This window comes from Microbispora cellulosiformans (assembly GCF_008728085.1).
Taxonomy (GTDB): Bacteria; Actinomycetota; Actinomycetes; order Streptosporangiales; family Streptosporangiaceae; genus Microbispora; species Microbispora amethystogenes.
The window spans coordinates 36,195-56,083 of record NZ_VYTZ01000001.1 but is presented as its reverse complement, the minus strand read 5'-3'; the positions used below and the strand labels follow the sequence as shown (position 1 = coordinate 56,083).

Below are 19,889 nucleotides of genomic sequence, written 5' to 3'. Positions count from 1 at the left end.
GCCCTGACCAGAGAGTGATCGCCTTCGAGACTTAGGTCAATACTTGAATTTAGTATACGAGGAAATGATCTTGACTCCTGTGGAAAGCGGTTGGTCAACCACCGGGTCGTACGAGGCCGCTCGTGCGATGAGGGGCGGGGCCGGCCGGCTCATCGGCCGGCCGGCCCCGGTTGTGCTAGGGCGGTGTCCTCGTCGTGTGGACCGTGGTCACCGCCGGTGCGGTCAGCGGCAGCTCGCCGCGGTGTAGGCCGCGTCGTAGGACGACGTGACCTGCTTGCCGCCGATCGTCGCGGTCCCCTTCACGGTCACCGTGCCCGCGTCGATCTGCCCGGCGCGGGTGTTGAAGGACTGGTAGGCCTGCTTGCCCGGGGCCACGTCGGCCACGGTCTTGGAGCCGTACGGAGTCGTCAACGCGATGTCCGCCGGCACATCGCCGTCGTTGACGGCCGTGACCGCCAGGTACGCCGAGGTGCCGATGCAGCGGGACGACGCCGTCACGGTCAGCTTGACCTTGGCGTCCTTCGGGGCGCGGACGAGCGTGAAGTCGTCCACGTCGAAGTCGGCCCCGGTGAACACCAGGTAGAGCTTCACGTTCCCGCTTGGGACGTTCGTGAGCTCCGTGGAGACGTCCGCGTACGACTCCCACCCACCGGTGTTCGGGACGGTGACGCTGCCGAGCACCGGGCCGGTCGGGGAACCGGTCCGGATCTCGAAGCCGCCGCTCGGGTTGGGCGAGGCCACCCGCGCCGTGAACCGGGTGACGCCGGTGAGGTCCACGCCGTCGTACGCCGCCCAGTCGCCGGGGTTGACGTAGCCGAGCACGGTGCCGCCGTGCGCGGGGGCGTGCGGGTAGGTGTCGACGCCGTTCGCCTCGGTCCAGCTCTCGGCCTGGACGGTGACGTCGCCCTCCGCCGGGCCGAGCTCCTTGACGCGGATGTTCCGGAACGCCACCTCGTCGCCGTCGCCGTGGTTCTGGATGCCCACGTAGCCCTGCTGGAGGGACCGCTTCGGGTCGGTGTTGACGAAGTCGTTGATCTTCACGCCGTTCAGGAAGATCTGCAGGCGCTCACCCTCCACCCGGAGCTCGTAGGTGTTCCACTGCCCCGGCGGGTTGAGCGCGGCGTCCCTGGCCTTGAGGTCCGCCGACTGGAAGCCGTAGACCGACCCGGTGGTCTTCTCCGGGGCGTCCGTGGCGTCGATCTGGATCTCGTAGCCGTTGTCGACCGCCGACCACGGGTCGTCGGAGGCGGGGAAGCCGACGAAGACGCCCGCGTTGTCGTCGCCGCGCATCTTCCAGTCGAGCTTGAGCGAGTAGGAGCGGAACTCCTTCGCCTTGTACCAGAACAGCCCCAGGCCGCCGTGCGAGGTCAGGGTGCCGTCGGCGTTGGTGAATCCGCCGGGGCCGGCCTGCTCCCAGCCGGTGGTGCTGCCGTTGTAGAGCGTCGTGTAGCCGGTCTCCGGACGGCAGTCGGCCTTGAGGTCGCCCATGGCGTACCTGATGCCGCCGAGCAGGTGCTGCCGGAACTCCGGCTCGGAGAAGGAGGCCGCCGTGTGGCCGCCGCCCGTGTAGAACGACCGGCCGCCCTGATACTCCTTGCACCACGCGATCGGGTGGTCGTCGCCCATCTTGCCGCCCGAGTACGACTTCTCGTCGAGCGTGGCCAGCACGTGTGCGGTGCTGCGGGCGTTGGTCCGGTAGTCGTACCACTCGTCGGTGCGCGTCCACGTCGGCCCGAGGTGGGCGGTCGCCGGGTGGGCCCGGTCCTCCACCTTCACGGTCGCCTGCTGGACGGCGGGGTGCGAGGCGAACCACGCCCCGACCAGGCCGCCGTAGAACGGCCAGTCATACTCGGTGTCCGCCGCCGCGTGGATGCCCACGTAGCCGCCGCCCGCCTTGACGTACGACTCGAAGGCCGCCTGCTGGGCGTCGTTCAGCACGTCGCCCGTGGTGCTGAGGAACACCACGGCCTTGTACTTGGCCAGGTTCTGGGCGGTGAAGACGGCGGGGTCCTCGGTCGCGGTGATCTTGAAGCCCAGGTCCGTGATCGCCTGGATGCCCGCCGGGATCGAGTCGTGCCGGAAGCCGGCCGTACGCGAGAAGACCAGTACCTCGCCCTCGGCGCCGCCGCCCGGGCCCGCCGAGGTCGTCCACTTCTGCGCGTTGCCGCCGTCACACGTCTTGATGACCATCTGCCCGGTGGTCGAGCCGTCGAGGCACTTACCGGACTGCGGGTTCTTGATCGTGCCGTCCGTGCCGATCGTCCAGACCTGCGCGCCGACGTTCGCGACACAGTCCCAGATCTGCACCCGCGTGCCGTCGGCGGTGCCGCCGTTGGAGACGTCGAGGCACTTGCCGAGCGAGCGGAGGGTGGAGCCGTTGACGCTCCAGACCTGAGCCCCGGTGCCGTTGCACTGGTAGAGCTGCACGTTGGTGCCGTTGGCGGGGTCGGCGTTCGCGACGTCGAGGCACAGGCCGCCGGCGTTGACGATCGGTCCCGGGCTTCCGCCCGCGGGCGGCTCGGCCGTCAGCGTGAAGTCGTCCACGTCGAACAGCGCGCCGTCGTTGCCCTTGAAGAGCAGGAAGAGCTCGGTCGTCCCCGCCGGGGCGTTCGACAGCGGCGCGGAAACGTCGGTGAACGTCTCCCAGCCTCCGGTGACGGGCACGCTCACCTTGCCCAGCAGGGTGCCGGTCGGCGATCCGGTGCGGACCTCGATGGTGCCGCCCTTCCCGCCGGAGGAGACGCGGGCGGCGATCCCCTTGGCCTTGCTCAGCTCGTAGGGCTTGAAGGAGATCCAGTCGCCGTTGTTGATGTCGCCCACGGTCTTGCCGCCGTGCGCGTTGCTCTTCCCGATGGGGTTGACGCCCTGGGAGGCCCCGTAGTGCTCGGCCTGGCGGTGCCGCGGCTGCAGGATGTGCTGGGTATGGGTGGTCAGCCCGCCCTTGTCGGTGTATTCGGCGTCGAACACGGCGAAGATGTTCGCCGCGTCGTCGTGCTCGCCGTCGACCGGGATGGTCAGCTCGCCCGAGCAGCCGTTCTTCGAGCTGATCTGGTGGCCGTGGCTGTCGTGGCCGAGCACGTAGGTCATCTTGACCTTCGCGCAGTCGACGTCGCCGTCCTCAGGGTCGGTGACCTTGATCGTGAAGGGGACCGAGTCGCCCCACTGGAACAGGCTGCCCGCCGTGGGGGTCTCGATGGTCACGGTCGGCGCGGTGTTGCCCGCCGTGACGACCACGCTCGCGCTGCCGCTGTTGCCCGCGGGGTCGCGCACCGTGAGCGTCGCGGTGTACGTGCCGTCCTTGTCGTACGTCTTGACCGGGTTCGCCTCGGTGGAGGTGGTGCCGTCGCCGAAGTCCCAGGAGTACGTGAGCGTCGCGCCCTCGGGGTCGGCGGAGCCGGCCGAGGAGAACGTGACCGTGAGAGGCGTCTTGCCCGAGGTCTTGTCGGCCTTGGCCACCGCGATCGGGGAACGGTCACGGCCCTTGACGTACTCGAAGCGATACAGCGCCGAGTTGGCGTCGCCGTTGAAGTAGCCGGTGCCGTAGTCGAGCACGTACAGCGCGCCGTCCGGGCCGAACGCCAGGTCCATCACCTGCGTGCCGGTCCACGGGAAGTCGGTGATGTCACCGCGCGTCCCGTCGGCCTGCACGTCGATCGCCTTGATCCACCTGCGGCCGAACTCACCGGCGAAGAGGTGGCCGTCGAGGTCCTGGGGGAACTTGACCGCTGAGTTGAGGGCGGCGTCGTAGTGGTAGACCGGCCCGCCCATGGGGGACTCGGAGCCGCCGCCGAACTCGGGCGGGGAGCCGGCGTCGCCGCCGTACCTGATCCACGCGGGCTGGGCGGGCGGCAGCGTGCGCTGCCCGGTGTTGCGCGGGGAGGCGTTGACCGGGCCGCCGGCGCAGTCGTACTTCGCTCCGGACGGACCGGAGGGGAAGGTGAACGCGTTGTAGGTCTCGGCCGCCGTGTTGGTGCCCGTGCAGTAGGGCCAGCCGTAGTTGCCGGGGCGGGTGACCCGGTTGAACTCGACCTGGCCGCTCGGCCCGCGGTTGGGGTCGGCGGTGCCGGCGTCGGGGCCGTAGTCGCCCACGTAGACGACGCCGGTGGCCTTGTCGACGCTCAGCCGGAACGGGTTGCGGAAGCCCATCGCGTAGATCTCGGGCCGGGTGTCCGGGGTGCCCGGCGCGAACAGGTTGCCCTCGGGGATGTCGTAGGTGCCGTCCGGCTTGACCTTGATGCGGAGGATCTTGCCGCGCAGGTCGTTGGTGTTGCCCGCGCTGCGCTGGGCGTCGTACGCCGGGTTGCGGTCGGGCCGCTCGTCGATCGGGGAGTAGCCCGACGAGTCGAAGGGATTGCTGTCGTCGCCGGTCGACAGATAGAGGTTGCCGGCGGCGTCGAAGTCCATGTCGCCGCCGACGTGGCAGCAGATGCCGCGATCGGCCGGCACGTCGAGGATCTTGACCTCGCTGGCCTTGTCCAGCGTCCAGTCGGGCTTGACGGTGAACCTCGACAGCCGGTTCACGCCCTTCCAGGCCGAGAAGTCGGACGCGGTGGCCGGGGCGTCGCCGTCGGGGGTGTCGAGGCGGGGAGCGTAGTAGAGGTAGACGAACCGGTTGGTCGCGAAGCCCGGGTCGGCGGCGACTCCCTGGAGCCCCTCCTCGTCGTGGGAGTAGACGTTCAGCGTGCCGACCACGGCGGTGTCGCCGCGCGCGTCGGTGCGCCGCAGGACTCCCTCGCGAGCGGTGTGCAGCACCGACAGGTCGGGCAGCACGGTCATCGTCATCGGCTCGCCCATCTCGGCGACGCCCCTGGCCAGCTCCACGCGCTGGTAGTCGGCGGCGTCGATGGGTGCCGCCTGCGCGGGCACGGCCGGGGTGAGCACGGTCAGGCCCGTGAAAGTCAGAAGTAAGGCGCAGGTCTGCGCGATCCGTTTTCTGGTGAGATGGGTCGGCCACCTGGGGGGCATGGCGGAGCTTCCTTCCCTCGGTGCGGTGCGGGCCAGCTGCACGGTCGTGGGCACGCGTTCGCCTCACAAACCGGCCGCGTAGCGGTGATTCGACCCGAAGGTAAGCCTCTTTTGGAGAATTGTGAAGATAGTTTCGGGAAAACCGCTGATCTTTCGTTATCTTGTGACGAAAGTTCCTCCGCGCGCCCGGCGGCGACGATCGGCGTTCGGCGGGTAGGGGACGGGCATGGTGACGGAGACGGCAGGGCGGGTCGAGCGGCCGGTGATGCACCACCGCTGGGCCGACATCACCTTCATCCACTGGCGGTATCCACCCGAGGTCGTGCAGGGGTTCCTGCCGGGCGGGCTCACCGTGGACACCTTCGAGGGGTCGGCGTACGTCGGGGTCACGCCGTTCCTCATGCGGGACGTGCGGGCGCCCGGCCTGCCGCCGCTGCCGTGGCTGTCGCGGTTCCCCGAGACCAACGTGCGCACGTACGCGCGGGACGCCCGGGGGCGCGGAGGCCTGTGGTTCCTGTCGCTGGACGCCGGGAGCCTTCCAGCCGTGCTGGGCGCCCGGGCCGGGTACGGCCTGCCGTACTACTGGTCCCGCATGTCCGTGAGCGGCGCGGGGGCGCGGCGCAGCTATCGCTGCCGCCGCGTCTGGCCGGGCCACGCGGGCGCTCGGTGCGACGTGGACGTCGACCTCGGTGCGCCGGTGACGGAGGCCGAGCGCAGCGGACTCGCCGGCTTCCTGGTCGAGCGGTACCGGCTCTTCACGGTCGTCGCCGGGCGGCTGGCCACCGCCGAGGTCGAGCATTCGCGCTGGCCCCTGCACCACGCCCGTACGGCCGGGCTGGAGCAGGGGCTGCTGCGGGCGGGCGGCCTGCCCGAGCCGGGGCACGACCCGATCGTCCACGCGTCGCCCGGCGTGTCCGTACGGATCGGCATGTGGCGGCCTGTGCGGGCCTGAGCCGAAGGAGCAAACGGGTCCTCAGTGGCGGAGCCGGTCGATCCGCTCCGCGACGAGGGACGCCATGACGCGCTGTCCCTGCTGGTTGGGGTGCGCGGGCGCGACCCCGGCGGGCACGACGAGCGGTTCGACGAAACGCGCGTCGCCGGCGCACATGTCGTGCCCGATCGTCGGCGTGTAGGTGTCGACGTAGAGCGCGCTGCTCCGCCGGGCCTGCTGGCGGAGCATGGCGTTGAGCCGTTTCACCGTGTCCCGCAGGTAGGGGAAGTCGCCCTTGGCGAAGGGGACGACCGAGGGGCACGCCGCGCCGCTCTCGGGCAGCAGGGCCGGGTAGCCGACCAGCATCACCGTCGCGCGCGGGCTGCGGCGCCTGACGTCCGCCAGCATCGCGGTGATCCGCGGAGACAGGGCCCGGATGCGGCGGGCGAGTTCGTCGTGCCCGCTCTTCGCGTACTGCGCCTGACACGGGCTGCCGGCGGGGTCGGACCGCGCGGCGGACAGGCAGGTGCCGATGATGCTCGAGAAGCCGATGTCGTTGCCGCCCATGGTGACCGTGACCAGGGTCGTGTTCCTCGACAGGGCGCGTAACTGCGGGGCCTTGGCGCCCTGCCGGTGCCACAGGTCGCGGGTGGTCGCGCCGCCGCAGGTGACGTCCTTGAAGGAGCGGGACCCGTACGACCGGGCGAGCACCGACGGATAGTTCAGGCCGGAGCGCGAGCACTCCGGGTCGGTGGGCTCCGGCAGCCCCGCCCCTGACGCGTACGAGTCGCCGAGGGCGACGTAGCGCGCGGTGACTGCGGAGCCGGCCCTGGAGACGGACGCGGAGGCGGTGGAGGCGGCGGCGCCGGTGCCGGGCAGGAGTGGGGAGACCGAGGCGGCGAGCAGCGCCGCCGTCGCCGTGGTACGCCGGACGGAGCGTGGGGTCAGGGCCACTGGGGAGCTCCATGGTCGGTAGCCGGATGTGGGGTCGCTGTTGGACGCCCAGATGGAGCTCCGGGTTCGCCTCGGCCGTCACGACGACACGGCGCGCGGTCAGGCGCGCGGCTCCTCGAACCGGTCGAGATAGGCGGCGTACCAGGCGCGTTCCTCCTCCAGCAGGGCGTGGCGGCCGGTGTAGACGTGGTCGAACATGGCGTCCACCGGCGGGTCCGGCATGGAGATCACGCCCTCGCGCAGTTCGAGGGCGAGGCGGTCGCCCTCCTCGTCGACCTCCCGGAAGAACGCGTCGTCGGCGAGCTCCTCGCGCAGGAGGAAGGCCCGCATCCGCGCGATCGGGTCCTTCCTCTGCCACTCCTCCACCTCCTCGGCCGGGCGGTAGCGCCCCGGGTCGTCGGAGGTGGTGTGCGGGCCCATCCGGTAGGTGTGCGCCTCGATGAGGAACGGCCCGTCGCCCCGGCGGGCGTGCTCCAGGGCGGCCCTCGTCACGGCGAGGCAGGCCAGCACGTCGTTGCCGTCCACGCGCACGCCGGGGAAGCCGTAGCCCCGCGCCCGGTGGTGGATCGGCGCCCGGCTCTGCCGGTCCACCGGCTGCGAGATGGCCCACTGGTTGTTCTGGCAGAAGAAGACGACCGGCGCGTTGTAGACGGCGGCGAAGTTGAACGCCTCGCTCACGTCTCCCTCGCTCGCGGCGCCGTCGCCGAAGTACGCCACGACGGCCGAGGAGTCGCCGTCCCTGCGCATTCCCATCGCGTATCCCACGGCGTGCAGGGTCTGCACGCCGAGGACGATCGTGTAGAGGTGGAAGCCGGTGTGGCGCGGGTCCCAGCCGCCGTTCGTCGTGCCGCGCAGCATCCCCATGAGCGTGAGCGGAGGGATGCCCCGGCACCAGGCGACGCCGTGCTCCCGGTAGGAGGGGAACACGTGGTCGTCCGGCTCCAGTGCCCGGCCGGAGCCGATCTGCGCGGCCTCCTGCCCGAGGCAGGGGATCCACATGCCCAGCTCGCCCAGGCGCTGCAGGGCGAAGGCCTCCCGGTCCAGCCGCCGCACCAGCGTCATGTCGCGGTACAGCCCTCGGTACTGGCTCTTCGGCAGGTCCAGGTCGTACCCGGGGTGCACGACACGTTCGCCTTCCGGCGTGAGCAACTGGACCAGATCTTCGGCCTCGTCCTGGCGCCGCACGTCGTCTCCTCTCTGACAACGGTGAAGAACGCGAACGGTGAAGAACGCGAAGACCAATCATCGCGGGTGCCGGGACTCCCGGCTCACCCGATGGGGCAGGTGCCTGCTTTGCGGTAGTTGGTCCGTCTGTTGGTCCGCCTATTGACACCGGACACAGGCGACCTCAGTGTGTTGCGCATAGTGCTCCGAGTTTCGGGTCGCACAACTGTGCTCACTCACGACCGAGGACGCCGATGATTCCTGTGTGTCCCCTCCGTTCCCTGCCGCGGGGTGAGGCGTTCCGCCTGGACGCCGAGCCGCCGATCGCGGTCTTCCACACGGAGGACGGGGAGATCTACGCCATCGACGACACCTGCACTCATCAGGACGCCTCGCTGGCGGACGGCTGGCTGGAGGGGTGCGAGGTCGAGTGCCCCCTGCACGCCTCGCGCTTCGACCTGCGGACCGGCAAGGTGGACTCCCCTCCCGCGAAGCTGCCGGTGCGGACGCACACGGTGGTCGTGGAGGACGACACGATCTACGTCATCCCCTCTCAGGAGCCGCAGCCGTGAGCCTGCCGCCCAGCCTGCCCCCCAGCCTGGTCGCCACGCTGCCGGGGGCGTACTACACCGACCCGGGGGTCTTCGCGCGGGAGTGCGAGCGCGTCTTCGAGTCGATGTGGTTCTGCGCCGTACGGGCCTCCGACCTGCCGAAGCCCGGGGCGTTCCGCACGGTCCAGGTCGGCAGGGAGAGCATCCTGGTCACCCGGGCCCGGGACGGCTCGGTCCGGGCGTTCTACAACGTCTGCCGCCACCGCGGCGCGCGGCTGCGCACGGAGGAGTCCGGCGAGGCCAGGCGGGCCTTCCAGTGCCCCTACCACGCGTGGACGTACGACTTCGACGGCAGGCTTATCGCGGCCCCCAACCTCACCAAGATGCCCGACCTCGACCGGGTCGAGTACGGCCTGGTGAACGTGGCGGTGCGGGAGTGGCTGGGCTATGTGTGGGTCTGCCTGGCCGACGAGCCGCCGTCGTTCGAGGAGGACGTGCTCGGCGAGGTGCGCACCCGGCTCGGCGACGTGGCCTCCCTCGACAACTACGACGTCGCCGGCCTGGCGCTCGGCCGCAGGATCCGCTACGACGTCGCGGCGAACTGGAAGCTCATCGTCGAGAACTTCATGGAGTGCTACCACTGCGCGACCATCCACCCGGAGCTGACCGAGGTGCTGCCGGAGTTCGCCGGCGGCTACGCGGCGCAGTACTACGTGGGCCACGGCGCGTTGTTCGGCGAGGAGATCCGGGGGTTCACGGTCGACGGCTCCGAAGGGCTCGACCGGATCCCGGGCATCAGGGAGGACCAGGACCGGCGCTACTATGCGATCACGATCAAGCCGCAGGTCTTCGTCAACATGGTGCCCGACCACGTCATCGTGCACCGGATGTTCCCGCTCGCGGTGGATCGCACGGTCGTGGAGTGCGACTGGCTGTACCTGCCGGAGGTCGTGGCCGCGGGCAAGGACGTCAGCCGGTCGGTGGAGCTGTTCCACCGGGTCAACGAGCAGGACTTCGACGCCTGCGAGCGCACGCAGCCGTCGATGAGCTCCCGCACGTACGCCCGGGGCGGGGTGCTGGTGCCGAGCGAGCACCACATCGGCCTGTTCCATGATTGGGTGCGCGGCAGGCTGAGTGAGGGTGGAGGAGATGCGGGGTGACGCGTAAGGCGCCTCGGGAGGACGTCGGAGACGAGCGGCTGGAGGTCGGCTCGCCCAAGGCATGGGCGGGCGGGGTCCCGGCGGTCGGCCACGCGCTGGGCACGGCGTACCGCCAGATGGGCGCGGGGCGGACGCTGCTGACTCTGCTCCGGGTCAACCAGAAGACCGGCTTCGACTGCCCGGGGTGCGCCTGGCCGGAGGGCGACGGGCACCGCAGCCCCGCCGAGTTCTGCGAGAACGGCGCCAAGGCGGTGGCCGAGGAGGCGACGGTCCGCCGGGTCACCCGGGACTTCTTCGCCGAGCATCCGGTGGACGAGCTGGTCCGGCGCAGCGACTACTGGCTGGGCCAGCAGGGCCGGCTCACCGAGCCGATGTACAAGCCGGCCGGATCGGACCGTTACGAGCCCATCTCGTGGCAGGACGCCTTCGGCGTCGTCGCGCGTGAGCTGCGCGCGCTCGACCACCCCGATCAGGCGCTCTTCTACACCTCCGGCCGCACGTCCAACGAGGCCGCCTTCGCCTACCAGCTCCTCGTCCGCCGGTTCGGCACCAACAACCTGCCCGACTGCTCCAACATGTGCCACGAGTCGAGCGGCTCGGCGCTGACCCAGACGCTCGGCATCGGCAAGGGCACGGTGCTGCTCGACGATCTGCACCGGGCCGACCTGATCTTCGTGGTGGGCCAGAACCCGGGCACCAACCATCCGCGCATGCTCACCGCGCTGGAACGGGCGAAGCGGGGCGGCGCGCGGATCGTGTCGGTCAACCCGCTGCCGGAGGCCGGGCTGCTGCGGTTCAGGAACCCGCAGAAGGCCTCCGGCCTCGCCGGGACCGGGACGGCGTTGTCCGACCGGTTCCTGCAGATCCGCCTCGGCGGCGATCTGGCGCTGTTCCAGGCGCTGTCGCTGCTCCTGCTGGAGGCCGAGGACGCCGCGCCCGGCACGGTGGTGGACCGCGAGTTCGTCGAGGCGCACACGCACGGGTTCGACGCGTGGGCCGAGCACATCCGCACGCTCGACTGGGCCGAGGTGCTGGAGGCGACCGGGCTGACCCGCGCCGAGATCGAGGAGACGGCCCGCGACGTGCTCGCCGCCCGCTCGGTCGTGGTCTGCTGGGCGATGGGCCTCACCCAGCACCGCAAATCGGTCCCGACGATCAGGGAGGTCGTCGACTTCCTGCTGCTGCGCGGCAACGTCGGGCGTCCCGGCGCGGGCGTGTGTCCCGTACGCGGGCACTCCAACGTGCAGGGCGACCGGACGATGGGCATCTACGAGAAGCCCAAGCCGGAGTTCCTCGACGCGCTGGAGGAGGAGTTCGGCTTCGCGCCGCCGCGCGAGCACGGCCACGACACCGTGGAGGCCATCCGGGCCATGCGGGACGGGGACGCCCGGGTGTTCTTCGCAATGGGCGGCAACTTCGTCTCGGCGACGCCGGACACCGCCGCGACCGAGGCGGCCCTGCGCCGCTGCCGGCTCACCGTGCAGGTGTCGACCAAGCTGAACCGGTCGCACGCCGTGTGCGGCGAGCAGGCGCTGATCCTGCCCACGCTCGGCCGTACCGAGCGGGACGTCCAGGCCGGTGGCGAGCAGTTCGTCACGGTCGAGGACTCGATGGGCATGGTGCACGCCTCGCGCGGCCGGCTCCGCCCCGCGTCGGACGTGCTGCTGTCGGAGGTGGCGATCGTGTGCCGGCTGGCCCGCGAGCTGTTCGGCGACGACCCGCACGTGCCGTGGGCCGAGTTCGAGGCCGGCTATGACGCGATCAGGGAGCGCATCGAGCGGGTCGTGCCCGGGTTCGACGACTTCAACGCGAGGGTGCGCGGGCCGGGCGGCTTCGCGTTGCCGAACGCGCCGCGCGACGAGCGCCGCTTCCCCACGGCCACGGGAAAGGCGAACTTCACGGTGAACGCGCTGGAGGTGCTGCGGGTGCCGCCGGGCCGCCTCCTGCTGCAGACGATCCGCAGCCACGACCAGTACAACACCACGATCTACGGCCTGGACGACCGTTACCGCGGCGTCAGGAACGGGCGGCGGGTGGTCTTCGTCCACGCCGACGACCTGGACGAGCGCGGGCTCGCGGACGGCGACATGCTGGACATCGTCAGCGAGTGGGCGGACGGCGAGCGTGTGGCCGAGGGGTTCCGCGCGGTCGCCTATCCGACGGCGCGGGGCTGCTGCGCGGCGTACTTCCCGGAGACGAACGTGCTGGTGCCCCTGGACTCGGTGGCGGAGACGTCGAACACGCCCACCTCCAAGAGCGTCGTCGTACGGCTGCGCCGTGCGGCGGAAGACACGGCGGAAGGTCCGGCGGGGGAGAAGGCTATCCGCCGAGGCGGTGGCTGATCTCCTCGGCGCCCCGCAGCAGGGCGGGGGCCGTCTCCCGCATGCGCTCCTCGCTGAAGCGGTAGGCGGGCCCCGACGCGCTGACCGCCGCCACGACCTCGCCGTGGAACGAGCGCACCGGCGCGGCGATCGCGTTCAGGCCCACCTCGAGCTCCTCCAGCGAAAGGGCGAAGCCGTGCTCGCGCACCCCGGCCAGTTCGCGTTCGAGGTCCTCCACGGAGGTGACCGTACTGGGCGTGTAGCGCTCCAGGCCGGCCGCGCGGAGCAGGTCCTCGCGGTGCCACCGGTCGAGATGGGCCAGCAGGACCTTCCCGCTCGACGTCGCGTGCAGGGGCGTGAGCTGGCCCACCCAGTTGTGCGCGGTGACGGCGGCGGGCCCGCGCACCTGGTCGAGGTTGACCGCGTAGTGCGACCGCAGGACGGCGATGTTCACCGTCTCGCCGATCTCCTCGGCGAGACGGCGGCAGACGGGCCTGCTGCGTTGCGGCACGTCCATCCGCATGGAGACGCTGCCGGCGAGGCGGACGAGGCCGAAGCCGAGGCGATACTTGCCGCGGTCCTCGGCCTGCTCGACCAGCCCGCGCGCCTCCAGCGCGCCCAGCAGCCGGAACGCGGTCGACTTGTGCACCTCGATCTCGGCCGCGAGCTCGGTGACTCCGGCCTCCCCGCGCCTGGCGAGGATCTCCATGATGCTGACCGCACGGTCCACGGACTGCACGCCGCCACCGGAGGCCTCGGGCCTGGCGGCGGAAGCGTCGTTGCTCACAGCCGAGACTGTAGCGCCTCACCCGGAACGGCCAGCGATCATGACGATACGATTTGCACTAAACCTCCCCTTTTAGTCGGTCCCCGTGCCGGACGTGAATGAGACGAGGGCAGATTGACCGCACAATCGACCGCACAATCGACCGCTCAGCAGTACGACTTCGTCATCGTCGGTGGCGGTTCCGCGGGCAGCGCGCTGGCGAACCGGCTGTCGGCCGACCCGTCCACCCGGGTGCTGGTCCTGGAGGCGGGCCGGCCCGACTACCTGTGGGACGTCTTCATCCACATGCCGGCCGCGCTGACCTTCCCGATCGGCAGCCGCTTCTACGACTGGAAGTACGAGTCGGAGCCCGAGCCGTTCATGCACGGCCGCCGGATCTACCACGCCAGGGGGAAGGTGCTCGGCGGGTCGAGCAGCATCAACGGGATGATCTTCCAGCGGGGCAACCCGATGGACTACGAGCGCTGGGGCGCCGATCCCGGGATGAAGAACTGGGACTACGCGCACTGCCTGCCCTACTTCAGGCGGATGGAGAACTGCCTCGCGGCGGAGCCGGACGACCCGCGGCGAGGGCACGACGGGCCGCTCGTGCTGGAGCGCGGCCCGGCGGCGAGCCCGCTGTTCCCGGCCTTCTTCGAGGCCGTGCAGCAGGCGGGCTATCCGCTCACCGACGACGTGAACGGCTACCGCCAGGAGGGCTTCGCCCGCTTCGACCGCAACATCCGGCGCGGCCGCCGCCTGTCGGCCGCCCGCGCCTACCTCCACCCGGTGCGGAAACGGCCGAACCTGGAGATCAGGACCAGGGCGTACGTCACGAGGATCGTGTTCGAGGGCAGACGGGCGGTCGGGGTCGAGTGTGACGGGCGCGTCATCCGGGCGGGCGAGGTCGTCCTGTGCGGCGGCGCGATCAACACGCCGCAACTGCTCCAGCTCTCGGGTGTGGGCAACGCCGCCGAACTGCGGGCCCTCGGCGTGGAGGTGGTCCACGACCTGCCCGGCGTGGGGGAGAACCTCCAGGACCACCTGGAGGTCTACGTCCAGCACGCCTGTAAGCGGCCGGTGTCCATGCAGCCGTACCTCAAGTGGCGGCACCGGCCGTGGATCGGCGCGCAGTGGCTGTTCCTGCGCTCCGGGCCGGGCGCGACCAACCACTTCGAGGCGGGCGGCTTCGTGCGGAGCAACGACGACGTGGCCTACCCGAACCTGATGTTCCACTTCCTGCCGATCGCCGTGCGCTACGACGGTAGCTCCCCGGCCGGCGGGCACGGCTACCAGGTGCACGTCGGGCCGATGTACTCCGACGCGCGCGGCAGCGTGAAGATCAAGAGTGCCGACCCGGGGGTGAAGCCCGCCCTGCGGTTCAACTACCTGTCCACCGAGCAGGACCGGCGCGAGTGGGTCGAGGCCATCAGGGTCACCCGCGAGATCCTGAGCCGGCCGGCCCTCCAGGACTTCAGCGCAGGCGAGATCTCTCCCGGGCCGTCGGTCGCGACGGACGAGCAGATCCTCGACTGGGTCGCCAGGGACGGCGAGACGGCCCTGCATCCCTCCTGCACCGCGAAGATGGGCGTGGACGAGATGTCGGTGGTGGATCCCGACACGATGCGCGTGCACGGCCTGGAGGGACTGCGGGTGGTGGACGCCTCGGTCATGCCGTACGTCACGAACGGCAACATCTACGCCCCCGTGATGATGGTCGCGGAGAAGGCGGCCGACCTGATCCTCGGCAACACCCCCCTCCCGCCCGCCGAGGCCGGCTTCTACCGTCACACGCCAGGGATCACGCCTTGACGGAGCCCGTGTCTGGGATTGATTCTGTTCCTCGATAAGCAAACAGGTGCGTATTACGCAACGAGTGTGATCGGAAGGCGCTGCCTGTGGCGGACCTCTTCATCGGTGGCGCCTGGACCGACGCCGTCGCAGGCGGACGCCGTACGATCCGATGCCCCGCGGACGGCTCGGTCGTCGCGACCGTCGCGGAGGCCACCCGCGCCGACACCGAGGCCGCGATCGCGGCGGCGCGGCACGCCTTCGACACGGGCCCCTGGCCGCGTACGCCCGCGAACGAGCGCGGACGGCTGCTCCTGCGGACGGCCGACCTGATCGAGCGTGACAGGGCGGCGATCGCGCGGGCCGAGTCGCTCGACACGGGCAAGCGGCTCGCCGAGAGCGAGTACGACGTGGACGACGTCGTCCGGTGCTTCCGCTACTTCGGCGGCATCGCCGGCACGGACGCGGGCCGGGTGATCGACACCGGCAGGGACGACGCGGTCAGCCGGGTGGTTTATGAGCCGATCGGCGTGTGCGGGCTCATCACCCCCTGGAACTACCCCCTGCTCCAGACCTCCTGGAAGGTCGCCCCCGCGCTCGCGGCGGGCGACACCTTCGTGCTGAAGCCGAGCGAGCTCACTCCGAGCACGGCCGTCCTGCTGATGCGGCTGCTGGAGGAGGCGGGCCTGCCCCCGGGCGTGGCCAACCTCGTGCTCGGCGCGGGTCCCGAGGCCGGGGCGCCGCTCGCCGAGCACCCGGACGTCGACATGGTGTCGTTCACCGGCGGCCTCGCGACCGGGCGGCGGGTGATGGCCTCGGCCGCCGCGACCGTGAAACGGGTCGCGCTGGAGCTCGGCGGCAAGAACCCCAACATCGTCTTCGCCGACGCCGACTTCGAGACGGCGGTCGACTTCGCGCTGACCGCGGTCTTCCTGCACTCCGGACAGGTCTGCTCGGCCGGCGCCCGCCTGCTGGTCGAGGACCCGATCCACGACGCGTTCGTGGCCGAGGTCGCCCGCCGGGCCGAGGACATCCGGCTGGGCGGGCCGTTCGACCCCGAGGCGGAGACCGGCCCGCTGATCTCCGCCGCGCACCTCGCCAAGGTCGAGGCGTACGTCGAGGCCGGTCTCGCCGAGGGCGCGAAGCTCCGCTGCGGCGGGCGGCGGCCGGACGAGCCGGAGCTGGCCGGCGGGTTCTACTACCGGCCCACCGTGCTCGACGGATGCCACCGCGAGATGCGCGTCGTCAGGGAGGAGTCGTTCGGGCCGGTCCTGACCGTGGAGCGCTTCTCCGGCGAGGACGAGGCGGTCGCCCTGGGCAACGACACCGACTACGGCCTCGCGGGCGCCGTCTGGACGCGGGACGCGGGCCGGGCGCAGCGGGTGGCCGCCCGGCTACGGCACGGGACGGTGTGGATCAACGACTACCACCCGTACGTGCCGCAGGCGGAGTGGGGCGGGTTCAAACAGTCCGGGGTCGGCCGCGAGCTCGGCCCCACGGGCCTGGACGAGTACCGCGAGATCAAGCACGTGTGGCAGAACACCGATCCCCGTCCCCAGCACTGGTTCAGGCCGCGCGACGCCGGCCGAGGAGCGTGAACATGGAACATGTCGGTGCGACGGGCCCGCGCGTCGTCGTCATCGGGGCCGGTGTCGTCGGCGCGGCGCTCGCCGACGAGCTGTCGGCCCGCGGCTGGACGGACGTGACGGTGGTCGACCAGGGCCCGGTGCCCGCGACCGGCGGCTCCTCCTCGCACGCGCCCGGCCTGGTCTTCCAGATCAACGGGTCGAAGACCATGACCCAGATGGCGCGCTACACCGTCGAGAAGCTCGGCTCGCTCGACCTCGACGGCGAGCCCTGCTTCCTCCAGGTCGGCGGACTGGAGGTGGCCACCACCCCCGAACGGCTCGCCGAGCTGCACCGGCGGCACGGCTGGGCCACCTCCTGGGGCGTCGAGTCGCGCCTGCTCACCCCCGCCGAGTGCGCGGACCTCTTTCCCCTGCTCGACCCCGCCGCCGTGCTCGGCGGTCTCCACATCCCCACCGACGGGATCGCCAAGGCCGTACGCGCGGTCGAGGCACAACTGCGCCGGGCCTCCTCGCGCGGCGTACGGGTGCTGGAGCGGTGCGAGGTGCTGGACATCCGCACCGAGGACGGCCGGGTGGCCGCGGTCGTGACCGGCCAGGGCGAGATCGCGGCGGACGTCGTGGTCTGCTGCGCCGGCATCTGGGGGCCGAAGGTCGCCGCGATGGCGGGCATGCCGCTGCCGCTGACCCCGCTCGCCCACCAGCTCGCCTGGACCGGGCCCGTGCTTGAGGGAGGCACCGAGGAGGCGACGCTGCCGATCCTGCGGCACCAGGACGCCGACCTCTACTACCGCCAGCGCTTCGACGGCGTCGGCATCGGCTCCTACGGCCACCGGCCGATGCCGGTCCGGCCCGAGGAGCTGCTGTCCGTGGACGAGGCCGAGGTGATGCCGTCGGTGCTCGCCTTCACCCCCGGCGACTTCGAGGACGCCTGGGCCGAGACCCGGCGCCTGCTGCCCGGCACCCGCGCGGCCGAGATCGGCGAGGGCATCAATGGCGTCTTCTCTTTTACTCAAGATCATTTTCCCCTCTTGGGCGAATCGCCGGACGTGAAGGGCTTCTGGGTCGCCGAGGCGGTCTGGGTGACCCACTCCGCCGGGGTCGGCCGGGCGATGGCCGAATGGCTGGTCGACGGCCACTGCTCGTCGTTCGACCTGCACGAGTGCGACGTCAACCGGTTCGAGCCGCACCAGCTCGCGCCCGACTACGTGCTGGCGCGCGGCTGTCAGAACTTCGTCGAGGTCTACGACATCGTCCACCCGCTCCAGCCGATGGAGGAGCCGCGGCCGGTGCGCCTCAGCCCCTTCCACGCCCGGCAGCGCGAGCTGGACGCGTACTTCCTGGAGGCCGCCGGCTGGGAACGGCCGCAGTGGTACGGCGCCAACGCCCGCCTGCTTGAGGGAGGGGACGTTCCCTCGCCCGGCGACTGGGCCGCCCGCTACTGGTCGCCGATCGTCGGCGCGGAGGCCCGGGCGTCCCGCGAGACCGTCGCGCTGTACGACATGACCGCGCTGAAACGCCTGGAGGTCACCGGCCCCGGCGCCCTCGCCTACCTCCAGCGGCTCACGACCGGCCAGATGGACAAGTCGGTCGGCTCGGTGACGTACTGCCTGCTGCTCGATGTGGACGGCGGCATCCGCAGCGACGTGACCGTCGCCCGGCTGGGCCGCGACACGTTCCAGGTCGGCGCGAACGGCAACCTCGACCTGGACTGGCTCCACCGCCACCTGCCGGAGGACGGGTCGGTCGTGGTCCGCGACATCACGGCCGGCACCTGCTGCCTCGGCGTCTGGGGGCCGCGCGCCCGCGACCTCGTGCAGCCGCTGACCGATGCCGACTTCTCCAACGAGGGCTTCCGCTACTTCCGGGCGAAGAAGGCGTATGTCGGCGCCGTACCGGTCACCGCGCTGCGGCTGTCGTACATCGGCGAGCTGGGCTGGGAGCTCTACACGACGGCCGACCTCGGCGCGAAGCTGTGGGACACGCTGTGGGAGGCGGGGCAGGAGCACGGGATCATCGCGGGCGGGCGCGGCGCGTTCGCCAGTCTCCGGCTGGAGAAGGGCTACCGGTCCTTCGGCACCGACATGACCTTCGAGCACGATCCGTACGAGGCCGGGCTCGGGTTCGCCGTCAGGATGGACAAGGGCGACTTCGTCGGCCGCGCGGCGCTAAAGCGGCGCAGGGAGGACGTGCGCCGCCGTCTCACCTGCCTGACCATCGACGACCCCGCCGACGTGGTCATGGGCAGGGAGCCGGTCTACGACGGCGACACTGGCGTCGGTTACGTCACCAGCGCGGCCTTCGGTTACACGATCGGCAAGGGCATCGCCTACGCCTGGCTGCCCGCCGCGCTGGCCACGCCCGGCCGGACGCTGGAGATCGGCTACTTCGACCGGCGGGTGACCGCCGTGGTCTCCGAGGAACCGTTGTTCGACCCCGCGATGCGACGTCTGCGCGGGACCGGGGAGGCCGTATGAACCTCCTGCTGCCTCACCTGCCCGACCATCCCGACCGGCTGTGGCGCTCCGCCGAGCCGAAGCGGTCGTACGACGTGGTGATCGTCGGCGGCGGCGGCCACGGCCTCGCCACGGCGTACTACCTGGCCAAGAACCACGGGATCACCGACGTCGCGGTGCTGGAGCGCGGCTGGCTCGCGGGCGGCAACATGGCCCGCAACACCACCATCATCCGGTCGAACTACCTGTGGGACGAGAGCGCGGGCATCTACGAGCACGCGCTGAAGCTGTGGGAGGGCCTGGAGGAGGACCTCGGCTATCCGCTGCTGTTCAGCCAGCGCGGCGTGCTCAACCTCGCGCACAGCCTGCAGGACGTGCGCGAGAGCGTGCGCCGGGTCAACGCCAACCGGCTCAACGGGGTCGACGCCGAGTGGCTGACGCCGGAGCAGGTCAAGGAGGTCTGCCCGATCGTCGAGATCTCGCCCGACGTGCGTTACCCGGTGCTCGGCGCCACCTTCCAGCCGAGGGCCGGGATCGCCAAGCACGACTACGTGGCGTGGGGCTTCGCCAGGGCGGCGGCCGACCTCGGGGTCGACATGATCGAGCACTGCGAGGTGATCGGTCTCGACGTGCGCGACGGCCGGGTGACCGGGGTGCGCACCACCCGCGGCCCGATCGCCGCGAAGAAGGTCGCGCTGGCCGCCGCCGGGCACTCCTCGGTGGTCGCCGGGTTCGCGGGCGTGGCGCTGCCGCTGCAGAGCCACCCGCTGCAGGCGCTGGTGTCGGAACTGCTCGAACCGGTGCATCCCACCGTGGTCATGTCGAACGCCGTCCACGTGTACGTCAGCCAGGCGCACAAGGGCGAACTGGTCATGGGCGCCGGAATCGACGCGGCCAACTCCTACCGTCAGCGCGGGGCGTTCCACATCATCGAGCGGCAGATGGCGGCCGCGCTGGAACTGTTCCCGGTCTTCGCCCGCGCGCACGTGCTGCGCACCTGGGGCGGCGTCGTGGACGTCACTCCGGACGCCTCACCCGTCGTCGGGCTCACCCCGGTCGAGGACCTCTACGTGAACTGCGGATGGGGCACCGGCGGGTTCAAGGCCACGCCGGGCGTCGGCTGGTGCTACGCGCACACCGTGGCGACCGGCGAGCCCCACCCGCTCAACGCCCCCTTCTCGCTCGACCGGTTCACCACCGGCAGGCTCGTCGACGAGCACGGCGCCGCCGCCGTCGCCCACTGA

At 71.1% G+C, this 19,889-nt stretch carries 12 protein-coding genes; 8 read left to right on the top strand and 4 right to left on the bottom strand.

What is annotated here, in order from left to right; genetic code table 11:
* Positions 1 to 222 precede the first annotated feature (222 nt).
* Complete coding sequence (locus F5972_RS39115; RefSeq protein WP_150929883.1) at positions 223 to 4,965, bottom strand: ThuA domain-containing protein; 4,743 nt, start codon at positions 4,963 to 4,965, stop codon at positions 223 to 225.
* A gap of 226 nt (positions 4,966 to 5,191) precedes the next feature.
* Between F5972_RS39115 and F5972_RS00185 the strand changes: the two genes are divergently transcribed.
* A complete protein-coding gene (locus tag F5972_RS00185; RefSeq protein WP_150929881.1) occupies positions 5,192 to 5,917 on the top strand; it encodes a YqjF family protein in 726 nt (241 codons plus the stop codon).
* A 21-nt stretch (positions 5,918 to 5,938) separates the two neighbouring features.
* On the opposite strand, the gene F5972_RS00180 is transcribed toward F5972_RS00185, so the two are convergent.
* Both F5972_RS00180 and pdhA read right to left on the bottom strand, forming a co-directional pair.
* Entirely contained in the window at positions 5,939 to 6,850 is a 912-nt protein-coding gene (locus F5972_RS00180) for an SGNH/GDSL hydrolase family protein (RefSeq protein WP_225311047.1), read from the bottom strand.
* A 99-nt stretch (positions 6,851 to 6,949) separates the two neighbouring features.
* The gene (gene pdhA / locus F5972_RS00175) at positions 6,950 to 8,035 is read right to left on the bottom strand and encodes a pyruvate dehydrogenase (acetyl-transferring) E1 component subunit alpha (protein ID WP_150929879.1); all 1,086 of its coding nucleotides are present in this window, start codon (positions 8,033 to 8,035) and stop codon (positions 6,950 to 6,952) included.
* A 233-nt stretch (positions 8,036 to 8,268) separates the two neighbouring features.
* Between pdhA and F5972_RS00170 the strand changes: the two genes are divergently transcribed.
* Genes F5972_RS00170 through F5972_RS00160 form a run of 3 tightly spaced genes read left to right on the top strand, consistent with a single transcriptional unit; the run spans position 8,269 to position 12,067 of the window.
* A complete protein-coding gene (locus F5972_RS00170; RefSeq protein ID WP_150929877.1) occupies positions 8,269 to 8,586 on the top strand; it encodes a bifunctional 3-phenylpropionate/cinnamic acid dioxygenase ferredoxin subunit in 318 nt (105 codons plus the stop codon).
* A complete protein-coding gene (locus F5972_RS00165) occupies positions 8,583 to 9,725 on the top strand; it encodes an aromatic ring-hydroxylating oxygenase subunit alpha (RefSeq protein WP_225311046.1) in 1,143 nt (380 codons plus the stop codon). Before F5972_RS00170 ends, F5972_RS00165 begins: the two co-directional genes overlap by 4 nt.
* Positions 9,722 to 12,067, top strand: a complete 2,346-nt coding sequence (locus F5972_RS00160; RefSeq protein WP_150929874.1) for an FdhF/YdeP family oxidoreductase — start codon at positions 9,722 to 9,724, stop codon at positions 12,065 to 12,067. The genes F5972_RS00165 and F5972_RS00160 overlap by 4 nt, the downstream gene beginning before the upstream one ends.
* On the opposite strand, the gene F5972_RS00155 is transcribed toward F5972_RS00160, so the two are convergent.
* A complete protein-coding gene (locus F5972_RS00155) occupies positions 12,045 to 12,833 on the bottom strand; it encodes an IclR family transcriptional regulator (protein WP_225311045.1) in 789 nt (262 codons plus the stop codon). The genes F5972_RS00160 and F5972_RS00155 overlap by 23 nt on opposite strands.
* 114 nt (positions 12,834 to 12,947) lie before the next feature.
* On the opposite strand from F5972_RS00155, the gene betA reads away from it, so the two are divergent.
* The 4 genes from betA (at position 12,948) to F5972_RS00135 (ending at position 19,889) form a co-directional block, all read left to right on the top strand.
* Positions 12,948 to 14,624, top strand: a complete 1,677-nt coding sequence (gene betA / locus F5972_RS00150) for a choline dehydrogenase (protein WP_150929872.1) — start codon at positions 12,948 to 12,950, stop codon at positions 14,622 to 14,624.
* A gap of 86 nt (positions 14,625 to 14,710) precedes the next feature.
* Complete coding sequence (locus F5972_RS00145) at positions 14,711 to 16,201, top strand: aldehyde dehydrogenase family protein (protein ID WP_150929870.1); 1,491 nt, start codon at positions 14,711 to 14,713, stop codon at positions 16,199 to 16,201.
* A 2-nt stretch (positions 16,202 to 16,203) separates the two neighbouring features.
* Positions 16,204 to 18,666 (top strand): GcvT family protein, encoded by a 2,463-nt coding sequence (locus F5972_RS00140; protein ID WP_150929868.1) that lies wholly within the window; start codon positions 16,204 to 16,206, stop codon positions 18,664 to 18,666.
* Positions 18,663 to 19,889, top strand: a complete 1,227-nt coding sequence (locus F5972_RS00135) for a sarcosine oxidase subunit beta family protein (protein ID WP_150929866.1) — start codon at positions 18,663 to 18,665, stop codon at positions 19,887 to 19,889. Before F5972_RS00140 ends, F5972_RS00135 begins: the two co-directional genes overlap by 4 nt.

Coding starts and splice junctions, on each gene's coding strand:
- F5972_RS39115 (WP_150929883.1), bottom strand. CDS start 4,965: ATGCCCCCCAGGTGGCCGACCCATCTCACCAGAAAACGGATCGCGCAG.
- F5972_RS00185 (WP_150929881.1), top strand. CDS start 5,192: ATGGTGACGGAGACGGCAGGGCGGGTCGAGCGGCCGGTGATGCACCAC.
- F5972_RS00170 (WP_150929877.1), top strand. CDS start 8,269: ATGATTCCTGTGTGTCCCCTCCGTTCCCTGCCGCGGGGTGAGGCGTTC.
- F5972_RS00140 (WP_150929868.1), top strand. CDS start 16,204: ATGGAACATGTCGGTGCGACGGGCCCGCGCGTCGTCGTCATCGGGGCC.
- F5972_RS00135 (WP_150929866.1), top strand. CDS start 18,663: ATGAACCTCCTGCTGCCTCACCTGCCCGACCATCCCGACCGGCTGTGG.